Genomic DNA, 19,506 nt, shown 5'->3' with positions numbered 1-19,506 from the left:
ATTGCGCGAGAAGACGTTTATGTACCCGACACGCCGGAATTTACGTACATAAGCTGGGGGCACCTCCCTCTGGGGACTGCTCGCGGAAGAAAGGGAAACCCACACATGACTGAGCAGTTCCGCGGCGCGCCGATTTTCGACGCCGACCAACACATGTACGAGACGCCTGAGGCGCTGACCAAGTACCTACCCGAAAAGTACCGCCACGCTGTCCAATTCGCCCAGATCGGCCGGCAGACGCGAATCCTGATCAACGGCAAGGTATCCGACTTCATCCCGAACCCCACCTTCGAGCGCGTCGCCGCCCCGGGTGCACACGAGAAGTTCTTCGCCGGCGAGAACACCGAGGGCCTGACGCTGCGCGAGATGCAGGGCAAGGCGATCCCGGCCCCCGAAGCCACCCGCAACCCACAAGACCGCATCGCAGAACTCGACCGCCAAGGCGTTGTCGAGGCATTGAACTACCCGACCCTGGCCAGCCTGATCGAACACTCCAGCGCCGACGATCCGGAATTGACCCTGGCCATCATCCACGCCCTGAACGTCTGGATGGCCGAGCACTGGACCTATGCCTATGCCGACCGCTTGTTCTGCACGCCGATCATCAACCTCTCCGAAGTCGATGCCGCACAACGCGAGTTGGAATTCATCCTGGCCAACGGCGCCAAGGTGGCTCTGATCAAACCGGGCCCCGTCAACGGTCTGCACGGCTGGCGCTCACCGGCGCTGCCTGAGTTCGATCCGTTCTGGCGCGATGTCGAGGCTGCCGGTCTGCCGATTGTGCTGCACGCCAGCTATCCCCCACTGGACAGCTACGTCAACTCCTGGGAGCCACCGCACACCCAGAATTTCATGGCGCAGAGTGCATTCCGCTGGATGGTGCTGGGCCATCGCGAGATTGCGGACATGATCACCAGCCTGATCTGCCACGGCACCCTCACCCGATTCCCGAAGCTACGGATCGCCAGCGTGGAGAACGGTAGCTCGTGGATCACGCCGCTGTTCCACGATTTTGCGGACCTGTACAAGAAGATGCCGCAGAACTTCCCCGAGCACCCGCACGAGGTGTTCCGGCGCAACATCTGGGTCAGCCCATTTTGGGAGGGCTGCGTATCGGATGTCGTGACGACCGTCGGCTGGGACAAAGTCATGTTCGGCTCGGACTACCCGCACCCCGAGGGTCTGGCTGAACCCAACGGGTTCTGGAAGTACGCCGAGGGCATGGACACCCGACGCACGTACGACTTCATGGGTGACAACGCCCGGCGGTTCATGGGTCTGCCACTGGCCAATCCCGATCCAGCAGCGGCAGAACCGCCCGCCTTATCGGCCGTCTGACCTACCCGGACGATCTGCAGCGCCGCGTGCTGAGTGGTTGGGCCGGTTGCGGATTCACTCGCTCACGCGAGCGGCCGGATCCGCGGTGGCCTCGATCTTCGCGACCAGCCCGTCGCGGATGGTCAACACCACCACCGCAAACAACTGCCGTTGCTCGTAGGCCAGCAGCACCGGCGCACCGAGTGGTCCGGCAACCAAGGTGACGCCCGGCCCGAGATAGAACATCAAGTTCTCGGCGACAGCGTTCTGTCCGTGGTTGACGATCGGCGGCATCGGCGGCTCGCTCAGCACTGTGCCGACACCCCACACTGTGGGATCGAGCACGGCTGCCAGGGCACGCACATCGCCGTCAGCGCACGCGGTGATGAACTTCTCCATGACGAGTCGGTGCTCGGCCACCTCAACCTCGTTCAAGCGTGGCTCAGTACCGGAAAACTTCGCTCGTGCCCGTCGAGCCAGCTGCCGGCAGGTCCCGACCGGGCGCCCAACCGTGTCGGCGATCGAATCGAACGGCACCTGGAATACGTCGTGCAGGATGAACGCAACCCGTTCGCCGGGACTGAGCCGGTGCAGCACCTGCAGCAGTGCACCGGAAACCTCGTCGTCGAGGGTGACGCGGTCGGCCGGATCGGGTTCATTCGACGGCACCGCTGGAACCGTGCCTTCTTGAAGGTCGGACGGCCGCTCGCGGCGCACCCGGGCCGAACGCACCACGTCCAGACAGAGCCGCCCGGCAACAGTGGTCAACCAGCCGCGCACATCGTCGATCTCCCCGGGCGCGGTGCGTGAGAGCCGTAGAAATGCTTCCTGCGCAACGTCTTCGGCATCGCCGACGTCACCCAGCATCTGGTACGCCAGGTTGACCAGATACGGGTGGTGGCTGCGCCAGGCCTGCGTGAATTCGGTCATGAGTTAACGACGATCCGGTACCGCTAAAAGTTACCGCACCTGGCAATCGATCGCCTCGGTAACTTCTCCGGCCCGCGTCTCGTCCTTGGTTCAGGGCCACACAGTCCACAGCGACACGGAGGTACACATCATGACCATTCTGATCACCGGAGCGACGGGAAACGTCGGCCGTCCACTCGTTGCCCTGCTGCGCCAGGCCGACGCGAAAGTCCGCGCCCTCTCGCGCAATCCAGCGTCCGCAGGCCTACCTGCCGACGTCGACGTGGTGTCCTCGGTCGCCGAGGCACTGGACGGGGTGACGGCGGTGTTTCTCAACTCCCGGGCACTCGGGTCCGACCTGGCCTGGACCGTCGAGGCTGCCCGTCGAGCAGGCGCCACAAAATTGGTGGCGCTGTCGGCCATCAACGCCGACGACGACTTCTCCCGCCAGCCCTCACGATTCCGGGGCGACCGGAACAAGGAAGCCGAGCAGTACGCCGTCGATTCCGGTCTGCAGTGGGTCAGTCTGCGGCCGTCGTTGTTCGCCACCAATTTCGTCGGCATGTGGGCCGGCCAGCTGCAGGCCGGCAACGTGGTGGCCGGTCCCTACGCATCGGCGGCCAGCGCGCCCATCGTCGAAGACGATATCGCGGGAGTCGCCGCACACGCCCTGCTGACCGACGATCTGGTGGGCCGCAAGATCGAGCTGACCGGGCCGCAGTCCATGACCAACACCGAACTGGTCGCCATCATCGGCCAGGAACTCGGGCGTCCACTGCACTATCAGGAGATACCGATCGACCTGGTCCGGCAGCGTTTCACAGCGCTGGGCTTCCCACCCGAATTCGGTGCCGCCTACGCCGCGCTGCTCGCCGAAACCGTCGGCACCCCGGCAGTTGTCACCGACGAGGTCGAACGCATCCTCGGCCGTCCTGCCACCACCTTCAGCCAGTGGGTACGCCAGCACCGCGCCGCGTTTGGTGCCTCACCCATCGCCACTCCCGCCAACATCGCCAAGGAGAACTGACATGTCCGATCCCCGACCACCGCGTTACCTCAAGCCCATGAACAAGATCGTGATCGCCGTACAGAAGCTCGGCATCCCCGTCGGCCCCGCCATGGTGTTGACGGTGCCCGGCCGTAAGACGGGCACTCCACGTCGAACCCCGATGACACCGTTCATGTTCGAAGACGGCCTTTATGTCGTGGCCGGCTACCCCGGTGCACAGTGGGCGCTCAACGCCCGGGCAGCCGGCACGGGCACGCTCACCCGCGGACGCAAGACTCGACCGATCAAGATCACCGAGCTGACGCCCACGCAAGCACGTCCGGTGCTGCGGGCGTTTCCGGAGCATGTGCCTGTCGGCGTCAAATACGCGCAGAATTCAGGGCTGGTCGTCGATGGCACGCCCGACGAATTCGAGGCGCTGGCAGGCAGACTCGCAGTGTTCCGCTTCGATCCGCTGGACTCTGCAACAATGACGGAAGGACGCACAGCCATTTGACAGGAAGCGGACACAATGGAGCCAGCGCAGCCGACCATTGTCGATAAGCCCACCAGGTCGGTGGCCGGCAACGTCATCCGCGGATCACTGGGCAATCTGATCGAATGGTACGACTGGTACACCTACGCGGCATTCAGCGTCTATTTCGCCAGCGTGTTCTTCCCGTCGGGTAATCAGACCGCGCAATTGCTCAACACGGCAGGCATATTCGCTGTCGGGTATCTGGTTCGCCCGCTCGGCGGCTGGCTGTTCGGTCGCTACGCCGACAAGTTCGGCCGCCGGGCGTCGTTGACACTGTCGGTCACCCTGATGGGCATCGGGTCGCTCTGTATCGCGGCCTTGCCCGGGTACGCGCAAATCGGCACGCTGGCTCCGGTCCTGTTGGTCACCGCCCGACTCGTGCAGGGTTTGTCGCTCGGTGGCGAATACGGCACTTCTGCAACATATTTGAGCGAGGTGGCCACCCCGCACCGGCGTGGGTTCTACTCCTCGTTCCAGTACGTCACGCTCACCAGCGGCCAACTGCTCGCCCTCGGTGTGCAGATCATCCTGCAGCTTTTTCTCACCCCGGCACAGATGCATACGTGGGGTTGGCGTATCGCGTTCGTAACCGGTGCAGTGGCCGCGCTGACCGTTATGTGGCTGCGCCGCACCATGGACGAGTCGGAGAACTTCAAGGCCGCCTCAACGGCAGAGTCGGTCAGCGACCAGCGCGGCAGCCTGAAAGCTCTGCTGCATTATCCGCGCGAGTGCCTGACCGTCGTGGGCCTGACGCTGGGCGGCACCATTGCGTTCTACACCTTCACCACTTACATGCAGAAGTTCATGATCAACACCGCGGGCCTGCCGAAAGAACAGGTGTCGTGGATCAACTTCGTGGCATTGGTCGTCTTCGTACTGTTGCAGCCGGCCTTCGGCGCCCTGTCCGATCGGATCGGCCGACGGCCACTGCTGATCGGATTCGGTGTCTGCGCAACGCTGTTCAGCGTGCCGCTGCTGACCGCGGTGGCGCACACCCACACCCCGCTGCCGGCGTTCGGCCTGATGATGCTCGGATTGATCATCGTGTCCGGGTACACCTCGATCAACGCGGTGGTGAAGGCCGAGTTGTTCCCGGCACGCATCCGCGCCCTGGGCGTCGGCTTCCCGTACGCGCTCACGGTAGCCGTCTTCGGCGGCACCACCGAATACATTGCGTTGTGGCTCAAGCACATCGGCCATGAACCGTGGTTCTTCTACTACGTGGCCGGCTGCGCGCTGATCTCGTTGCTGGTGTACGTCTTCATGGGTGAGTCCTCGCGACGCTCATACCTGGAGCGGGAGGCTGACGAACTGCAGTCCGCCACCTAGCCCGAACTGGGGGCGTGCCCCCAGCTCGGCGGTGACGGTCAGGATGCGCGCTTGGCGGCGGGCGCTGAATAGTTGGGCTTGCCCAGTCCCAGGGCATGCTGGGCGATCATGTTGCGAAACACCTCCAGGGTGCCGCCGTAGATTCCGACCAGCGGGGCAAACCGGTAGACATACTCACTGCGGTCGTCGTATCCGCCGTCGGCTCCGATCGGCAGCGCGGCGACCGGGCCGGCGATGTCCATCAGCTCAGGCGCAATATCACGCATGGTCTGCGCCATGGCCACCCGGCCGAAGATGCTCGGTGTGGAGATCGACACCTCCATCCGGGCTACGCTGCGGCCCAATCGAAGTGCCACCGACGCATCGTCGATCGGCCTGCGGCCACTGCCGTCCGGCCGTCCCACGATGGCGGCGACGTTGTCGGCCGCCTCGATCATGAAACCGGCCTGATGCATCATGATCGCCACGTCGGCCAGTCCGTCCGGCGCGGCAGCAACTGCACCATGCTCGGCGTCCAGCGGCTCGCGTACCACCGCCCAGCCGCCGTTGACGTCACCGAGTCGGTATTTGTCGGGGACTCGCACATCGCTGTAATAGACGATGTTGGTGCGGTCCCCATCGACGGTGCGGATTCCCTGAATCTCGATGCCAGGCGTGTCCAGCGGCACCAGAAACATGGTCAGGCTCTTGTGCTTTGGCGCCTCCGGATCGGTGTTGGTGATCAGATAGACGTACTTGCAGTTGTGCGCGCCGGTGGTGAACATCTTCGAGCCGTTGATCACCCAGTCATCGCCGTCGCGCACAGCCCGGGTCTTGCAGGTCGCCACATCTGACCCACCTTCGGGTTCGGTGTAGCCCAGGCACATCCGCACGGTGCCGTCGAAGACGCCGCGCATGACGTCGTGACGGATCTCCGGGGACGCGAACTTGGCCACCGACCGGGCGATCATCGACGTCGTTCCCCACGTCACCCACGGCACCTCGGCACGACGCTTCTCCAACTCCCAGATGCGCCGCCGCACCCGGCTGAAGCCGCCGTCGTTTTCCGGTTTCCATTCCGCCTCAAGGTATCCCGCAGCACCCAGGGCCAGGTGCACGCCTTCATGAAAATTGTCACCGGTATCGCGATCGTGCTGAATCACGTCCTCGGTGACCAGTTCACTCAGGAAGGTGCGTACCTCGGTCGCGAATTTGGCGTCCTCGGCGGACAGTTCGACTTGAGAAAAATCCATTGTCCAGTCTCCTTAAACGCTTGCCGCCGAGCGGCTTTCCCGGTCAGCCACAATCCGCCCGATGTGGATTGCGGTGGCGCCCGGATCTCCGCCGGCCAGTGCCCAACCTCGGGCCCGTACCAGGTACGCCGTCGCTGCGGCCTCCGCGGAAACCCCCAGACCGCCCTGGATGTGTACGGCCATGGTGGCAGCCTTGGAGGCTTCTTCGGCCATGAACACGAAGGCCGAGGGTGCCAACTCCGGCCGTTCGTCGGGTTCGTTGTCCAGGAACCAGGCGGCCCGCCGGCACAGTCCGCGGCCGCCCTGCACGGTGATCGCGATATTGGCCAACGGATGCGAAATGCCTTGCAGCGTCGAGATGGGAACGCCCAGCGTGTAACGGGTCTTGGCGAATTCAGCGGCGATGGTCATGGTCTCCTCGACCAGGCCGACCAGTGCCGACGCCGTCAGGAGCCGCCATTCATCCAGTGCCCGTTGGTATTCCGCAAGTGCCTGGTCACCGGTGGCCAGGACCGTGCGACTGTCGGCGAGCGCAGGATCAACCCACGCCATGGGCAGCTTGCCGATGTTGTCGACTTTGGCCGGCCGGCTGGCGAAGGTGAGCAGCACGACGGCGCCATCTCCCTCACCGTCGCGGACGACGACGTGGTCGGCGATGGCCCCGGCCGGAATCAGCCGCGGACCGCTCGGGCTCACCTGCTGCGGGTCGATCGCGACAATCTGGGTTCCGGCGACGATCTCAGCTGAGTCCAGTGCGCCCAGCCGGGCCAGCAGCCGCGAGCCCACCACGTGGTCGATCCACGGCACCGGTGCCAGCGTCCGGCCCAGTTCCTCGGCCACCAGGGTGAGGTCGACCAGGGTAGCGCCGTCGCCGCCGACGGACTCGGGCAGGCCCATTGTGGTTGCGCCCATGGCGCACAGTCGTTCCCACAGACTCTTGTCGAATCCGGCCGGCTCGGCGGCCCGTACGGTTTCGATGTCGCAGTGGGTCTTGAAGAACTGCCGATACGCGGCCTGCAGATCGGTGTGGTCCTCGGTCAGGCTGTAGTCCAGCCGCCGCAGTTCATAGCGGTCCATCGTCAGTTCTCCTGTCCCTCGCCGAAGAAGAATTCCGCGGCGTTGTTGTAAAGGTAGTTCTCGAGCACGTCGGCGGGCAGATCCAGAGCCAGCGCCTCCGGCACCACCCGGCTCATCCGCAGCACCGGGAAGTCCGAGGCGAAGATGATCTTGTTCGGGCCGCGCGTGCGCATGTAGTGCAACAGCGATTCCGGTAGCCGCTTGGGCGACCAGGCCGAGGTCATCAGCCTGAGGTTCTGATACTTGATCAGCATTCGGATTGCTATGTCCCACCAGGGATCTGCGCCGTGAATCATGCAGAGCTTGAGCTCGGGGAACCGGACACATACCCGATCCAGATGGATCGGGTTCTGCACCTCACCGGGGATGGGCGGTCCGGGCAGCCCAGTGTTCACACACAGCGGCAGCTCCAACTCGGCGCACTTGGTGTACAGCGGGTAGTACACGGCGTCACTGGGCGGGTACTGTCCGTCACCCCAGAAGCTCGGTCCGACAACGGCATACGCCACTGGCAGGTCACTGACCATCGCGGTCAGCTCCCGCAGCGACGGGATGGGCCGCAGCAGATTGACCCCGCCGACCGCCAGTGCGAATCGCTCCGGTTCGGCCTCGACGAACTTGCGTGCGGTCACCGACGGCTTGGTCAGGTTGTCCATCAGGATGGCCCGCTGCACGCCGTGCGCATCCATCTCGTCGAGCAACTCGGGTAGCTCGATCTGGTCGTACAACGACTTCGGGCCCTTGAAGTAGTCGTCGCGCACCTTCTTCATGAAGGTCGGCTGATTCGCGGTCTCGCCGAAGTGCACGTTGGCCAGACAGTCAATTACCTTGGTCGTCACACTCGTACCTCTCCCACCGCGAGTTTTTTGGCCCAGCGGTAATCGGCTTTGCCGTTTCCGAGCCGGCGAATCTCCGCCACGAACAGCACATCCTTGGGCAGCTTGAACCGGGCCAACCGGGTGGCGCAGTGCTCTCGCAGAGTCTGGCCGCTCACGTCACTGCGCACCGCCACCAGCGCCACCAGCTCTTCACCCCAGCGCTCGCTGGGCCGACCGACGGCCAGTGCGTCGACCACGAGTGGATGTGCGCGCAAGGCCTCTTCGACCTCTTCGACGAACACCTTTTCGCCACCGGTGTTGACCACCAACGAATCCCGGCCGTGCAGCCGTAGTGTGCCGTCTGCCTCCAGCACAGCGCGGTCACCCGAGACCACCACTCGCTCACCGCCGACGTCAGGGAACGTCTTCGCCGTCGCCGCCTCATCCTCGAAGTACCCCAACGGGATTCGGCCGTTACGGGCCACCCAGCCCACCTCGGGGTCACCGGGTTGCAGGAACCGCGAGTAGTCCTCAGCGAGAACAAGCGCACCGGCCCGTAGCTGAAACGTGTCAGCGGTCGGAGTCTGGCGCTGCGTGTGGCCGAAGCCCATGTTGCCGGTCTCCGACGAACCGAAGCCATTGATGACGGTGATCTGCGGAATGTGTTCGAGCAGTGCGCGTTGATGTTTCGGGTTGGTGGCCGCGCCGCCGGTGCCGATGGCGAACATCGAGGACAGGTCGTACGACCGTCGGTCCAGTTCCTCGACAATCGGGGCGGCGTACGCATCCCCGACCATGGTCATCAGGCCGATCTTCTCGCGCTCGGCGGTCTCCAGGACCGTGCGCGGGTCGAACTTGGGCTTGGTGTCGTGCAGCACCACCGTCTGCCCCGACAGCAGACCGGAGAACGCCGTCCACATTCCGGCGGCGTGCATCAACGGAGACACCGCGAACCAGGGCGCTCCGGCGTTGGCAACCTTTGTATGGATCTCCGAGACCTCATCATGATCGGCGCCGTTCATGGACGACACGTAGATGTCGCCTTGGCGCCACATCACGCCCTTGGGCCGGCCGGTGGTGCCACCGGTACAGACCATCAGCAGATCATCGGGCGAGCCGACCGGTGCAGCACCGGTATCACCTTGTGCCAGAGCGTCATCCAGGGACACTGAGCCCGCGAGCTCAGCCCCCTCACCGTCGTCCACGGAGATCAGCACATCCGCTTGGAGAACATCGGCGAACTTCGCGCCCAGTGACCGGTGATAGATCACCGCCCGCGGACGTAGATACGCCAGCAGATCGGCAACCTCGCCGGGCGAGTAGTAGTAGTTGACGTTGAACGGCACGGTGCGCGCTTTGAGGCAACCAACGATCATCTCTGGATAGAGGTCGTTGTGCATCAACAGCGCGACCCTGTCCTGCCCGCACTGCCACCGATCGAGTTCTGCACGTTCGCGGTGCGCGCCCAACCCGCGCGACGCCAGATAGTTGGCAAGTCGCCGGGTCAGGTCCGCACCCTGGGCGAAGGTGGTTCGCCTGTCACCGCACACCGTCATCTCGCGATCGGGTACCGCTTCGGCGATCGCATCGAGGACGGCCCCGATGGTCCATTCGGCCACAGCGACTAGACCGACGCGCTCAGATGTTGTGCACCAGGCGCGACCCGATCCGGATCCCCAAGCAGGGTCAGTGCGTTGTCGCGCATGACCATCCGCGTGTCCTCGTGACTGAACTCGGGGAACTGCGGGATGTCGGCGGTGAAGGTGGTCGGATCGGCCAGACCCTCTCCGTGCGGCCAGTCCGAGCCGAACAGGATCTTGTCCACGCCGATGGTGTCGGCGAGCAGCTTCACGTCGTCCTCGTAGTACGGGGCGATCCAGACGTTGTTGCGCAGCTGCTCCACCGGGTCTTCCTTGAAGTGGTAGGGCGCGTTGTTGGCAGCCTTCTTGAGTCGCTTGATCAGCCGATAGACGAAGTACGAACCGTTTTCGATGCTGACGACCTTGAGCTTGGGGTGCCGGGTGAACACCTGGTGCACGATCATCGAGGCCATGGTGTCGTGGATCGCGCGGTCGTCCATGATCACCATGTCCAGCGGATCGCGCTTGCCGAACCCCTTGAACACGCCGCTACCGCCCCACAACGCCGGTACCGCCATGTAACCCGAGTCGGACAGGTGGAAGACCACCCCGACACCCGCCTCGGCCAGCCGTGCCCAGACCGGGTCGTGCAGCGGATCTCCCAGTGAACGTGGCTTGGCCACACCCGGCACCGGAGCAGGCCGCACACACACCAGCTTGGCACCGCGGCTGATCACGAATTCGACTTCCTCAACGGCCTTTTCAGGGTCAGCGAGCGAAATGATGGGCGCCGACACGAAGCGGCCGTCGGGCCGATCGAAGCCCCAGTCTTCATCGAGCCACAGGTTGAAAGCATGAACCGACGCCATGGTGGCCTCGATATCGTGCTTCAGGCCCTCCTCCACGCCGCACGCGAAAGTCGGCAGCATGAACACGGTTTCGAGGCGCTGCCGATCCAGCACCTTCACCCGGGCATCGCGGTTCTGGTACTCGGGATGCTCGGAGAGCCGGTCCACCTTCATCAGTGACGCAGGGTCGACACCCTCGGGAATCTCGCCGCGGAAAAGCAGGTCGAGGCAACCCGGTTCGATGATCGGGTCAAATGTGGGGTTGGGGATGAAGTGGTTGACCTTCTCCCCCATCATCGCCAGTGTGCGCTTGCCGTCCTGAACCATTTGCACGCCGCGGGTTTTGAATTGCTTGGGCAGATGCCGAGTGAACGCGTCAATCGGTTCGTAGTAGTGGTTGTCGACGTCGACGGCCAAATATGGCAGCCGTTCGGGTGCGGCGGTCATCTGATCAACCTTTCACTTTCAGGGGCGGGAAGTTCGGCGGTCGCTTCTCCAGAAACGCGGTGATGCCCTCCACCAAGTCGGGCCGCACCATGGATTCGTGCATAAGCTTCTCGGCGCGATCACTGACCTCGGTAACGCCGTCGAGCGCGTCACCGTACAGCTGCTCCTTGATGACGGCCATCGATGCCGGTGAGCAGTTGACGGCCAAGTCCTCGGCGTACTCCAGGGCCCGGGTCAACAGATTCTCCGGTGCCACAACCTCTTTCACCAGGCCGAGCGCAAGCGCCTCCTCAGCGAGGAACGTGCGGCCACTGAGCAGCAGATCTGCCGACGCTCCCCAACCGGCGAGCCGCGGGAGGATCCAGGTGATTCCGTATTCGGCGATCAGCCCGCGGCGCGGGAAAGCCGTGGCGAATTTCGCACCGGCTGCGGCAAAGCGCACATCGCACATCAGCGCATGGGTCAGCCCGATGCCGACGCACGCACCGTTGATCGCGGCAACGACAGGCTTGGTCAATGCGGTCAGGAAATGCGGATGCCGTTCTCCGACAAGCTTGCTGACGTCGGTGTCCGCGCTGATGCTCTCGCCGATGGCGGCCATGGTGCCCATGTAGGCGCCAGCGCAGAAGCCCCGGCCGTTGCCCGTGAACACCACCACCCGCACCTGTTCGTCGGCCTCCGCGCGGTCGAATGCGGCGTACACACCTGCCGAGATGTCCGGACCCCAGGTATTCAACCGCTCGGGGCGGTTGAGGGTGATGACTGCGACGCCACTGTCGGTGACCTCGTACAAGACTGCTTCGTCGACAGGCGCTTCTGCGCTCATCCTCGCCCAACCTTCTGTCGGGTCCGACTTCCGGACCAACTGTGTGCTCTTACTGTATACCTATCAGTATCGGCTCTCGCAAGTGCCCGGACCGGCCAAAACAGCATCTCCGCGGGTAAGTTCAGGACGTCAATCCGAGGCGCTGATAAGCCAGTCGGATCCGGTCTTTGGCATCGTCGGGCAGCTCGGCCTGCGGTGGTCGCGAATTCGGATAATCACCGATCGGCAGACCGAGCTGTGCCGCAGCGAATTTGAACGCGCCACCCCAGTGGGTGAAATAGTCCGCACGCCCGGGATAGCAGGTGAACACTGCGCCCATGTCGGCGTCGAACCGATCCAGCCCACTGTCCCGCGCGAAGTCCATGGCTTCGATCAGCTTGCCTGCCACCACCAGGTCCCAGTATTGCGAACCCAACCGCTTGTCGGGCGTCTCGAATAGGTAGCCGGTGGTGCCCAGCTGAGCCGGGCAGACGATGCCGTCACGCAGCCAGCCGGCCCGGTAGACCGTCTTGTCGCACTCCCAGATCACCAGACCCGGCGCCAGGTCATGCAGTTGGCGGCTGGCCGAGGGGCGGAACGCGCCTTCCTTGGTGGCGCACACCGCTGGTATCTCTGCGTAGATCTGCGCGCCTTCGACCGGGGTGAGCACGTAGCCCGACGACGGCGAGTTGAACATGCCCAAGGCGATGTCGGTGCGCTCGGCGATGTACTTGAAGAAGCGCAAAACCCCTGCCCCGCCGTGGGTTTCCATCATCGGAGTCTGGATGTAGACGATGTCTGCACCGGTGTCTTGAGCATGCAGGGTCAAGTCGAGGCAGTCTTTGGCCGACATCGCCGCAGTGCACGCCTGGATCACCACATCGGGATTGATGGCCCGCGCTTCGGTTATAGCCACCTCTAGAAGCTTTTTGCGCTCGCCTGCGGTCAGCGACCAGAATTCGGCCACCCCACTGGTACACCACAACATGGGATGCCCGAGTTCGCCGACGCAATACCGCACCAACGTCCGGTAGGCATCCCAGTCGATCTCGTCACCATCGGCGCCACTGAACGGGGTGTAGAGCGAATCGCCGATACCGCGCAATGCCGCGCGCGCCCAGTCTCTCGCCTCTGTTGCAGTAGCCATGCGCGCCCTTCTCTAGATGAAGTCCGACCCACCGTCGACGTTCACGTTGGCACCCGTCATGTAGGAGTTACGACGCGACGCCAAAAATGCTGCCACCGGCCCGATTTCGCTGGGCAGCCCGGCGCGCGGCAGGTGCGCTGGATGCCCGAAGTGCTTGTCGATGGCGGCCATCAGCTGGTACGGGTCGCTGCCATCGACACCCACGCTGTCCGCCCAGCCCAGCAGTGCCTCTGACGAAATGCTGCCGGGCGACACCACATTGACCATGATCTCGTCTTTGGCCAGCAGTAACGACAGGTTCTTCGAAATGCTGTTCACCATGGCCTTGGCCGCGGTGTAGGCCGGCAGCATGATGCTCTGCCGTTGCGTGGAGTGCGCGGAGAAGTTCACAACGCGCGCCCACTGCGCCTTGCGCAACAACGGAATTGCGGACCGAACGCAGTGCACCATGCTCATCACACCCTCGTCGACCGCCGCCCGCCACTGATCGTCGGTGAGCTGCTCAAAGGTTCCCGCGGCTCCGGGCCCAACGGTATTGATGAGCACGTTGAGCTCGCCGTCCCATCGCTGGCTCAACTGATTGAACATGGCATCAACGGCGTCGCCATCGGTCACGTCGACTGCGATACCGAATGCCTCAGGACTCCCGCAGTCCGTCAATTCTGCTGCAGCACTTTCCAATACCGCGGCAGACCGACCGACGATCGCAATTCGCGCACCGTCCTCGGCCAAACAGCGGGCGGTGGCCAAGCCCATTCCCCGGCCACCGCCGACCACGACAGCTTTAGCGCCGTCGAACCCCAGATCCATTGTGGGTCAGGATCCGGTCCAGACCGGATCCCGCTTCTCCGCGAAAGCGATGGCGCCCTCTTTGGCATCGTTGGACCCGAAGACCGGACCCATCAATTCCATCTGCTTCTTCCACATCTCGTCGGTGCTCCACTCAGCACCCTTGACCAGAATCTCTTTGGTAACCGCCACTGCCAGTGGACCATTGGCGGTAATCCGGTCAGCGAGTGCGAGCGCACCCTCCAGAGCCCCGCCGTTCTCGGTCAGCACGTTGATGAAGCCCCACTGCGCACCCTGCTCAGCGGTGAAGCTCTCACCGGTGAGCGCCAGTTCCAGCGCCTTCTGGAACGGAATCTTCTTGGGCAGTCGCAAAAGACCGCCGCCGCCGGCGACCAGACCGCGCTTGACCTCAGGGATGCCGAACTTTGCATCCTTGGCCGCGACCACCAGGTCGGTGGCCAGCACAATTTCAGTGCCACCGGCAAGTGCGAAGCCTTCCACGGCTGCGATGAGTGGCTTGCGCGGCGGACGCTCGGTGAAGCCCATGCCGCGCCCTTCGACCATGGGGAACTCGCCCTTAGCAAAAGCCTTGAGGTCCATGCCGGCACAGAAGTTCCCGCCTGCTCCGGTAAGCACCGCCACCGACAGAGCCGGGTCGCCGTCAAGTTCGTCCATCGCGTCCGCCAGCCCCTGCGCGACCGCCAGATTCACGGCGTTGCGCTGATCCGGCCGATTGATTGTGATGACCAGGGTGCGCCCACGGCGCTCGGTCAGGATTTCGTCCGACACGTCTGCCCTTCAGTTCGGTTCCACGTTGCTAGAAAACCTTACTATACGGGTTACAGTAGATGGATGGATATGGCTGGCTGTATAGCAACCGGTAAGGTTGACGGCCATTCATGCACAGGCGGCAGCGACCGAAATTCGATGGAGGTGCCTCAGTGGCAAAGCAACCCACCGCTGAAAAGCGTCAGCGGCGCGAGCGGGGATCCATCAACCCCGACGACATCATCAAGGGTGCATTCGAACTCGCCGAACAGGTTTCGATCGACAACCTGAGCATGCCGCTGTTGGGTAAGCACCTTGGCGTTGGCGTCACCAGCATCTACTGGTACTTCCGCAAAAAGGACGACCTGCTCAATGCCATGACCGACCGCGCTTTGCGCGAATTTGCCGTTGCCACACCGTATGTGGAGGCCGACGACTGGCGGGAAACCTTGGCCATCCATGCCCGGACCATGCGAAAAGCGTTCATGGGCAACCCGATTCTGTGTGACCTGATCCTGATCCGATCGGCTTTGAGCCCGCGCGCCGCGCGCCTGGGTGTGCAGGAGGTGGAACGGGCGATCAGAGGGCTGGTCGAGGCCGGACTGTCCGCCGAAGATGCCTTCAACACGTATTCGGCTGTGTCGGTTCATGTTCGCGGATCTGTTGTGCTGCATCGGTTGTATGAAAAGAACCGGGCGGCCGACGGAGGCCCGGGCGATTTCGAAGAGACACTGGTGATCGACCCGGAGGCCACACCGCTGCTGGCGAAGGTCACCGATGAGGCGCATCGGATCGGCGCGGCCGACAACCACAACTTCGAATACGGCCTGGAGTGCATCCTCGGTCACGCCGAGCAGCTGATGCAGAAAAGCAAGTCGGCGTAATCAATGCATTGATCCCCGCGTGACTCCGCACTGAGCGCGCCTACCACCCGAACTTAGGCGCGCTCAGCCGCAGAGTCATCGCGGGGACCGAAAGCCGCTGTTAGACCTCGACGACGACGCCGCCACCCTGGCCGCCACCCGCGCACATGGCAGCAACACCGATGCCACCGCCGCGACGCTGCAGCTCGTAAACCAGAGTGGTCACCATGCGGGCACCAGAAGCAGCGATCGGGTGACCCAGGCTGCAACCACTGCCGGAGAAGTTCACCAGTTCCTCGTCGATCCCGTACTTCTTGACCGCGGCGATCGGCACCGAGGCGAACGCCTCGTTGATCTCCCACAGCGCCACGTCAGATGGCTTGAGGCCGGCACGGTCGAGCACCTTGCCGATGACCTCCACGCCACCGAGACCGGTGTCACGCGGGTCCACGCCAACCGAACCCCACGACCGAACCTTGGCCATCACGTTCAGGCCCTTGTCGGCGGCGTAACCGGCCTCGGTCAGCGCGACCGCGGCGCAGGCATCGTTGGTGCCGCTGCTGTTGCCGGCGGTGATGGAGAAGCCTTCGATCTCCGGGTGCAGGACCTTCAGGCCGGCCAGCTTCTCCAGGGTGGTGTCGCGACGCGGGTGCTCATCGACCGCGAACTCGACGACCGAGCCGTCGAACATGCTGATCTTCAGCGGCAGGATCTCATCGACGAACTTGCCGGCATCCTGAGCAGCGACGGCGCGCTGGTGCGACCGCGCAGCCCAGGCGTCCAATTCCTCGCGGGTGATCCCGGCCGACTGGGCGGTGTTCCAACCCACGGTGATCGACATGTCCTTGGTCGGGGCGTCGGGCGTCTCGACGTGAGTCGGCGGCATCCAGCGCTCCTCGAACTTCAGCTCGGGACCAGGGATACGCCAGTTGGTCAGCGGCGTCATCGACAGCGACTGCACACCACCGGCGATCAGGACGCGCTCCATGCCCGAACCGATCTGGGCCGAGGCGTTGCCGATCGCGGTGAGGCTGCCCGCGCAGTGCCGGTTGACCGACTGGCCGGGAACGTGCTTCAAACCGGAGGCGTCGGCGGCGTAACGCGCCAGATCGCCACCGCCGTAATGAGATTCGGCGAAGATGATGTCGTCGATATCGGCCGGATCGATACCGGCGCGACGGATCACCTCGGGCAGGATTGCGGTGATCAGGGTTTCCGGTGGGGTGTTGACGAGGGTGCCCTTGAATGAACGGCCGATCGCCGTCCGGACGGCACCGACGATGACTGGCGTCAGCATGTTCTCAATACCTCAAAATGTCGGGCTGCAAAGCGCAGCGTGGTAGTGGACCTCATCGTTCACGACGTTACAAAAATAGCAGATAATGTATCGTTTCCAGTAGGGGCCGTGATCCAGGTCACTCCTATTCTGAGGCCTTGGGCTCCGGAACATTGAAGTGCTGGTCACGCAGCCGGAATGCCTCCTTGGTGCCATGTTGTGCGCGGGTCTTGACGAAGTTGAACTCGCCCGGTGAGAACTGCAGGTTGGTGCCGTAGGCGTGGAACAGGTAGCTGGCCACTTCCTCGCCTTGATAGGCCTGGCTCTGTTCGACCAGCCGAAAGGCCTCCTTGGCGATCACGACGCCGTCGGCCGGCATCCGCGAGGCCTTCTGCGCCCAGTACCAGGCCCGTCCAGTGACCTCCTCGGGGGCGCAGGTCTCGGTGAACACCCCGAGGTGCTCAACCGTCGACGCTTCAACGATGTCGCCGGTGAGCAGCAACCGTCGGGCCAGCACCGGACCGAGTCGATGGAAGAACATGTGCAAGCTGCCCAGCGCGGGCCCGAGGAACCGGGTGGCCGGCATGCCGATGCGGGTATCGCGGGCAATCACCGAGATATCGGTCATCAACGCCATCTCGAAACCACCACCGAGCGCATAGCCACTGATCTCCCCTACGGTGACCTTCGGGAAGCCCATGAAGTTGTGATAGAAGCCAAAAGTCTTGCGGTCCACCGTAAGTCGACGCCGTTGACTGGGGCGACGTTTCGATTCTGACGACTCTCTGGCTCCTGCCGTCTGCTCTTCGCGCGAGCGCTCATCGCCATACCAGCCGTACGCGTTATTCATGTCGGCGCCAGTGCTGAATACCCCTTCCGCACCCCGCAGCAGCACCACGGTGATGTCGTCGTCCTCGGCGGCAATGTCCAGATATCGGGAAACGGCATCGCGCATTGTCGCGTCATACGAATTGCGCTGAGCCGGGTTGTTGAACGTGATGGTGGCGATCCGACCCTCCGGGTCCAGTTCGAACAACACCCGCTCGTCAGTGCTCTTCACAGTTGCTTCTCCTCATCTGTCGGCCGACGCAGGCCAAAATTCGAACCGGTGAGATTTTCCGGTGGCAGCGCAACGGTTTCGGCGGTGCCGATGACCAACACTTCGTCGCCGTCGAGCAACCGCGCCGTGGACGTCAATCCACGCTCGCCTTCGGTGCGCACGATCTCGAAGCGCAGGTCGGTCAGCAGCGGCGTTGGCCGGCGATACTTGACCTGCAACGAACGGGTCTTGCCGGACAGGCATGTTGCGCAATTATGTTGCTGGATAACGCAATCGAAGAACACGCCGAGGAAGCCACCGTGCACCAGCCCGGGCGGCCCCTCGTATGCCAACGGGAAATTGACTTCGCCTGAGGCGGTATCGCCGTCGATACGGTCAAACCGATACTCGGGGAAACACGCGTTGTACGACCCCACATCGAATGCGTGGTCCAGGTACAACCGACGGTCGTCATCGGGACGGTCGCCGATGCGCGGCGCCGGATCAGCCGGCGCGGTGGCGGCCAATTGGGCTTCCCAACGCGCGAACCCCGCCAGCATCTCGGTCACGGCCGGATGGTCGTGTTCCTGCACCATCAACAGCCCGGTCAGTCGGCGCATTGCCGCGGCCGCTGCCACGGTCTGCGCCAGCGGTTTCTCACCAAATCGCGGAGCGTCACTCATGCGCGATCCGCTCCGCTTCTCGCTGGTCCCTCATGCGGGATCTGCTCCGCTTCTCGCTGGTCCCTCATGCGGGATCTGCTCCGCTTCTCGCTCGCCAGTCATGCGCACTCATCTACCGCCCTTCCCGGCCACCCGAACTACTTGCTAGCTTGTGTCCGACACAGTAATCGTTATGCCTACTGTAGGGTTAACCATATAGTTCTGGAGAGGCGGGATCAACGTGACCGAACAGACCGATCCGGCGGTCGCCAACAGCCCGGAAGGCTCGGTTGAGATCGATCGCGACGGGGCGGTCCTGCGTCTGGTCATGAATCGACCGAGCCACCGCAATTCGTTGAACCACAGGATGATCGACCAGTTCGTCACTACCCTCACCGAAGCCGCCACCGATGACACCCTGCGCGCCGTGCACATCACCGGAGCCGGCGACAACTTCTGCTCCGGCGCCGACTGGGTGTCCACCAACTCCGCCGGCACCCGCCCCCGCACCGGCGACCTGGTCCGCCGGATTCCCCAAACCAGCCACCGCATCGTCGAACTCATCGCCGGAATCGCGTTGCCGGTGGTGTGCTCGGTACGCGGGTGGGCCGTTGGTCTGGGCTGCAATTTGGCCTTGGCAGCCGACTTCACGATTGCTGCCGACGACGCCGTGTTCTGGGAACCTTTCATCGCCCGCGGATTCAGTCCGGACTCCGGCGCAAGCTGGCTGCTGCCCCGCTTGGTCGGTGTCGCTCGGGCCCGCCGGATGCTGCTGCTCGGCGAGAAGGTCGGTGGCGCCGCAGCCGCGGACTGGGGCATGGTGCACCAAGCCGTCAGCGCGGCCGACCTCGACGACGCCACCGAGAACCTGCTCGACACCCTGGCGAACGGCCCGACCGTGGCATTGGGTCTGGCCAAACAAGGATTGGCATTCGGTCAGCACGCTCCCCTGGCTCAGACCATGAACCAGGAGCTCTACAACCTCGAATTATCCTGTCGAACAACCGATTTCAAGGAGGGCCTGGCAGCCTTCCGAGACCGCCGCGATCCCGGATTCACCGGCCGATGACCTTC

General features: G+C 63.7%; 19 protein-coding genes. 6 read left to right on the top strand and 13 right to left on the bottom strand.

What is annotated here, in order from left to right; genetic code table 11:
* The first annotated feature begins 105 nt into the window (after window positions 1-105).
* Window positions 106-1,338 (top strand): amidohydrolase family protein, encoded by a 1,233-nt coding sequence (locus M2432_RS02140; protein WP_280825084.1) that lies wholly within the window; start codon window positions 106-108, stop codon window positions 1,336-1,338.
* 54 nt (window positions 1,339-1,392) lie between these two features.
* Here the strand turns inward: M2432_RS02140 and sigI are convergent, their stop codons facing one another.
* Window positions 1,393-2,247 carry an RNA polymerase sigma factor SigI gene (gene sigI / locus M2432_RS02135; protein ID WP_280825083.1) on the bottom strand — a complete coding sequence of 285 codons (855 nt, stop codon included), beginning with the start codon at window positions 2,245-2,247 and terminating at the stop codon, window positions 1,393-1,395.
* Window positions 2,248-2,377: 130 nt separating this feature from the next.
* Between sigI and M2432_RS02130 the strand changes: the two genes are divergently transcribed.
* From M2432_RS02130 to M2432_RS02120, 3 genes are read left to right on the top strand one after another with little or no spacing between them, the layout of a single operon-like run.
* A complete protein-coding gene (locus tag M2432_RS02130) occupies window positions 2,378-3,253 on the top strand; it encodes an NAD(P)H-binding protein (protein ID WP_280825082.1) in 876 nt (291 codons plus the stop codon).
* 1 nt (window position 3,254) lies between these two features.
* The gene (locus M2432_RS02125) at window positions 3,255-3,731 is read left to right on the top strand and encodes a nitroreductase family deazaflavin-dependent oxidoreductase (protein WP_280825081.1); all 477 of its coding nucleotides are present in this window, start codon (window positions 3,255-3,257) and stop codon (window positions 3,729-3,731) included.
* Window positions 3,732-3,746: 15 nt separating this feature from the next.
* Window positions 3,747-5,081 (top strand): MFS transporter, encoded by a 1,335-nt coding sequence (locus M2432_RS02120; protein WP_280825080.1) that lies wholly within the window; start codon window positions 3,747-3,749, stop codon window positions 5,079-5,081.
* Between the two features lie 38 nt (window positions 5,082-5,119).
* On the opposite strand, the gene M2432_RS02115 is transcribed toward M2432_RS02120, so the two are convergent.
* The 9 genes from M2432_RS02115 to M2432_RS02075 form a co-directional block, all read right to left on the bottom strand.
* Window positions 5,120-6,313, bottom strand: a complete 1,194-nt coding sequence (locus tag M2432_RS02115; RefSeq protein WP_280825079.1) for an acyl-CoA dehydrogenase family protein — start codon at window positions 6,311-6,313, stop codon at window positions 5,120-5,122.
* A gap of 12 nt (window positions 6,314-6,325) precedes the next feature.
* Window positions 6,326-7,390, bottom strand: coding sequence for an acyl-CoA dehydrogenase family protein (locus M2432_RS02110; protein WP_280825078.1), 1,065 nt, complete (start codon window positions 7,388-7,390; stop codon window positions 6,326-6,328).
* 2 nt (window positions 7,391-7,392) lie between these two features.
* Window positions 7,393-8,229 (bottom strand): amidohydrolase family protein, encoded by an 837-nt coding sequence (locus M2432_RS02105; protein WP_280825077.1) that lies wholly within the window; start codon window positions 8,227-8,229, stop codon window positions 7,393-7,395.
* Complete coding sequence (locus M2432_RS02100; protein ID WP_280825076.1) at window positions 8,226-9,827, bottom strand: acyl-CoA synthetase; 1,602 nt, start codon at window positions 9,825-9,827, stop codon at window positions 8,226-8,228. Before M2432_RS02100 ends, M2432_RS02105 begins: the two co-directional genes overlap by 4 nt.
* Window positions 9,828-9,832: 5 nt before the next feature.
* Window positions 9,833-11,083 carry an amidohydrolase family protein gene (locus M2432_RS02095; RefSeq protein WP_280825075.1) on the bottom strand — a complete coding sequence of 417 codons (1,251 nt, stop codon included), beginning with the start codon at window positions 11,081-11,083 and terminating at the stop codon, window positions 9,833-9,835.
* A gap of 4 nt (window positions 11,084-11,087) precedes the next feature.
* Window positions 11,088-11,909, bottom strand: a complete 822-nt coding sequence (locus M2432_RS02090) for an enoyl-CoA hydratase (RefSeq protein WP_280825074.1) — start codon at window positions 11,907-11,909, stop codon at window positions 11,088-11,090.
* Between the two features lie 121 nt (window positions 11,910-12,030).
* Window positions 12,031-13,035, bottom strand: a complete 1,005-nt coding sequence (locus M2432_RS02085; RefSeq protein WP_280825073.1) for a dihydrodipicolinate synthase family protein — start codon at window positions 13,033-13,035, stop codon at window positions 12,031-12,033.
* 12 nt (window positions 13,036-13,047) lie between these two features.
* A complete protein-coding gene (locus M2432_RS02080) occupies window positions 13,048-13,845 on the bottom strand; it encodes an SDR family oxidoreductase (protein WP_280825072.1) in 798 nt (265 codons plus the stop codon).
* Between the two features lie 6 nt (window positions 13,846-13,851).
* Window positions 13,852-14,613, bottom strand: a complete 762-nt coding sequence (locus M2432_RS02075; RefSeq protein WP_280825071.1) for a crotonase/enoyl-CoA hydratase family protein — start codon at window positions 14,611-14,613, stop codon at window positions 13,852-13,854.
* 152 nt (window positions 14,614-14,765) lie between these two features.
* On the opposite strand from M2432_RS02075, the gene M2432_RS02070 reads away from it, so the two are divergent.
* A complete protein-coding gene (locus tag M2432_RS02070) occupies window positions 14,766-15,476 on the top strand; it encodes a TetR/AcrR family transcriptional regulator (RefSeq protein ID WP_280825070.1) in 711 nt (236 codons plus the stop codon).
* A 100-nt stretch (window positions 15,477-15,576) separates the two neighbouring features.
* Here the strand turns inward: M2432_RS02070 and M2432_RS02065 are convergent, their stop codons facing one another.
* The 3 genes from M2432_RS02065 to M2432_RS02055 all read right to left on the bottom strand — a co-directional run bounded on the left by M2432_RS02065 (window position 15,577) and on the right by M2432_RS02055 (window position 18,453).
* The gene (locus M2432_RS02065) at window positions 15,577-16,752 is read right to left on the bottom strand and encodes a thiolase family protein (protein WP_280825069.1); all 1,176 of its coding nucleotides are present in this window, start codon (window positions 16,750-16,752) and stop codon (window positions 15,577-15,579) included.
* Window positions 16,753-16,876: 124 nt separating this feature from the next.
* Window positions 16,877-17,791, bottom strand: coding sequence for an enoyl-CoA hydratase/isomerase family protein (locus M2432_RS02060; RefSeq protein WP_280825068.1), 915 nt, complete (start codon window positions 17,789-17,791; stop codon window positions 16,877-16,879).
* Window positions 17,788-18,453, bottom strand: a complete 666-nt coding sequence (locus M2432_RS02055) for a hypothetical protein (protein ID WP_280825067.1) — start codon at window positions 18,451-18,453, stop codon at window positions 17,788-17,790. The genes M2432_RS02060 and M2432_RS02055 overlap by 4 nt, the downstream gene beginning before the upstream one ends.
* Window positions 18,454-18,673: 220 nt before the next feature.
* Between M2432_RS02055 and M2432_RS02050 the strand changes: the two genes are divergently transcribed.
* Window positions 18,674-19,501, top strand: a complete 828-nt coding sequence (locus tag M2432_RS02050; RefSeq protein ID WP_280825066.1) for an enoyl-CoA hydratase-related protein — start codon at window positions 18,674-18,676, stop codon at window positions 19,499-19,501.
* The last annotated feature ends 5 nt before the right edge of the window (window positions 19,502-19,506 follow it).

Source organism: Mycobacterium sp. OTB74 (genome assembly GCF_029892685.1).
Lineage (GTDB): Bacteria > Actinomycetota > Actinomycetes > Mycobacteriales > Mycobacteriaceae > Mycobacterium.
The sequence above is the reverse complement of the archived record's forward strand: the minus strand, read 5'-3'. Positions and strand labels throughout refer to the sequence as shown.

What these genes read in the sequence shown, in the direction of transcription:
- M2432_RS02120 (WP_280825080.1), top strand. Translation starts at nt 3,747, where the DNA reads ATGGAGCCAGCGCAGCCGACCATTGTCGATAAGCCCACCAGGTCGGTG.
- M2432_RS02095 (WP_280825075.1), bottom strand. Translation starts at nt 11,083, where the DNA reads ATGACCGCCGCACCCGAACGGCTGCCATATTTGGCCGTCGACGTCGAC.
- sigI (WP_280825083.1), bottom strand. Translation starts at nt 2,247, where the DNA reads ATGACCGAATTCACGCAGGCCTGGCGCAGCCACCACCCGTATCTGGTC.
- M2432_RS02125 (WP_280825081.1), top strand. Translation starts at nt 3,255, where the DNA reads ATGTCCGATCCCCGACCACCGCGTTACCTCAAGCCCATGAACAAGATC.
- M2432_RS02110 (WP_280825078.1), bottom strand. Translation starts at nt 7,390, where the DNA reads ATGGACCGCTATGAACTGCGGCGGCTGGACTACAGCCTGACCGAGGAC.
- M2432_RS02065 (WP_280825069.1), bottom strand. Translation starts at nt 16,752, where the DNA reads ATGCTGACGCCAGTCATCGTCGGTGCCGTCCGGACGGCGATCGGCCGT.
- M2432_RS02085 (WP_280825073.1), bottom strand. Translation starts at nt 13,035, where the DNA reads ATGGCTACTGCAACAGAGGCGAGAGACTGGGCGCGCGCGGCATTGCGC.
- M2432_RS02140 (WP_280825084.1), top strand. Translation starts at nt 106, where the DNA reads ATGACTGAGCAGTTCCGCGGCGCGCCGATTTTCGACGCCGACCAACAC.
- M2432_RS02055 (WP_280825067.1), bottom strand. Translation starts at nt 18,453, where the DNA reads ATGAGTGACGCTCCGCGATTTGGTGAGAAACCGCTGGCGCAGACCGTG.
- M2432_RS02080 (WP_280825072.1), bottom strand. Translation starts at nt 13,845, where the DNA reads ATGGATCTGGGGTTCGACGGCGCTAAAGCTGTCGTGGTCGGCGGTGGC.
- M2432_RS02130 (WP_280825082.1), top strand. Translation starts at nt 2,378, where the DNA reads ATGACCATTCTGATCACCGGAGCGACGGGAAACGTCGGCCGTCCACTC.
- M2432_RS02090 (WP_280825074.1), bottom strand. Translation starts at nt 11,909, where the DNA reads ATGAGCGCAGAAGCGCCTGTCGACGAAGCAGTCTTGTACGAGGTCACC.
- M2432_RS02115 (WP_280825079.1), bottom strand. Translation starts at nt 6,313, where the DNA reads ATGGATTTTTCTCAAGTCGAACTGTCCGCCGAGGACGCCAAATTCGCG.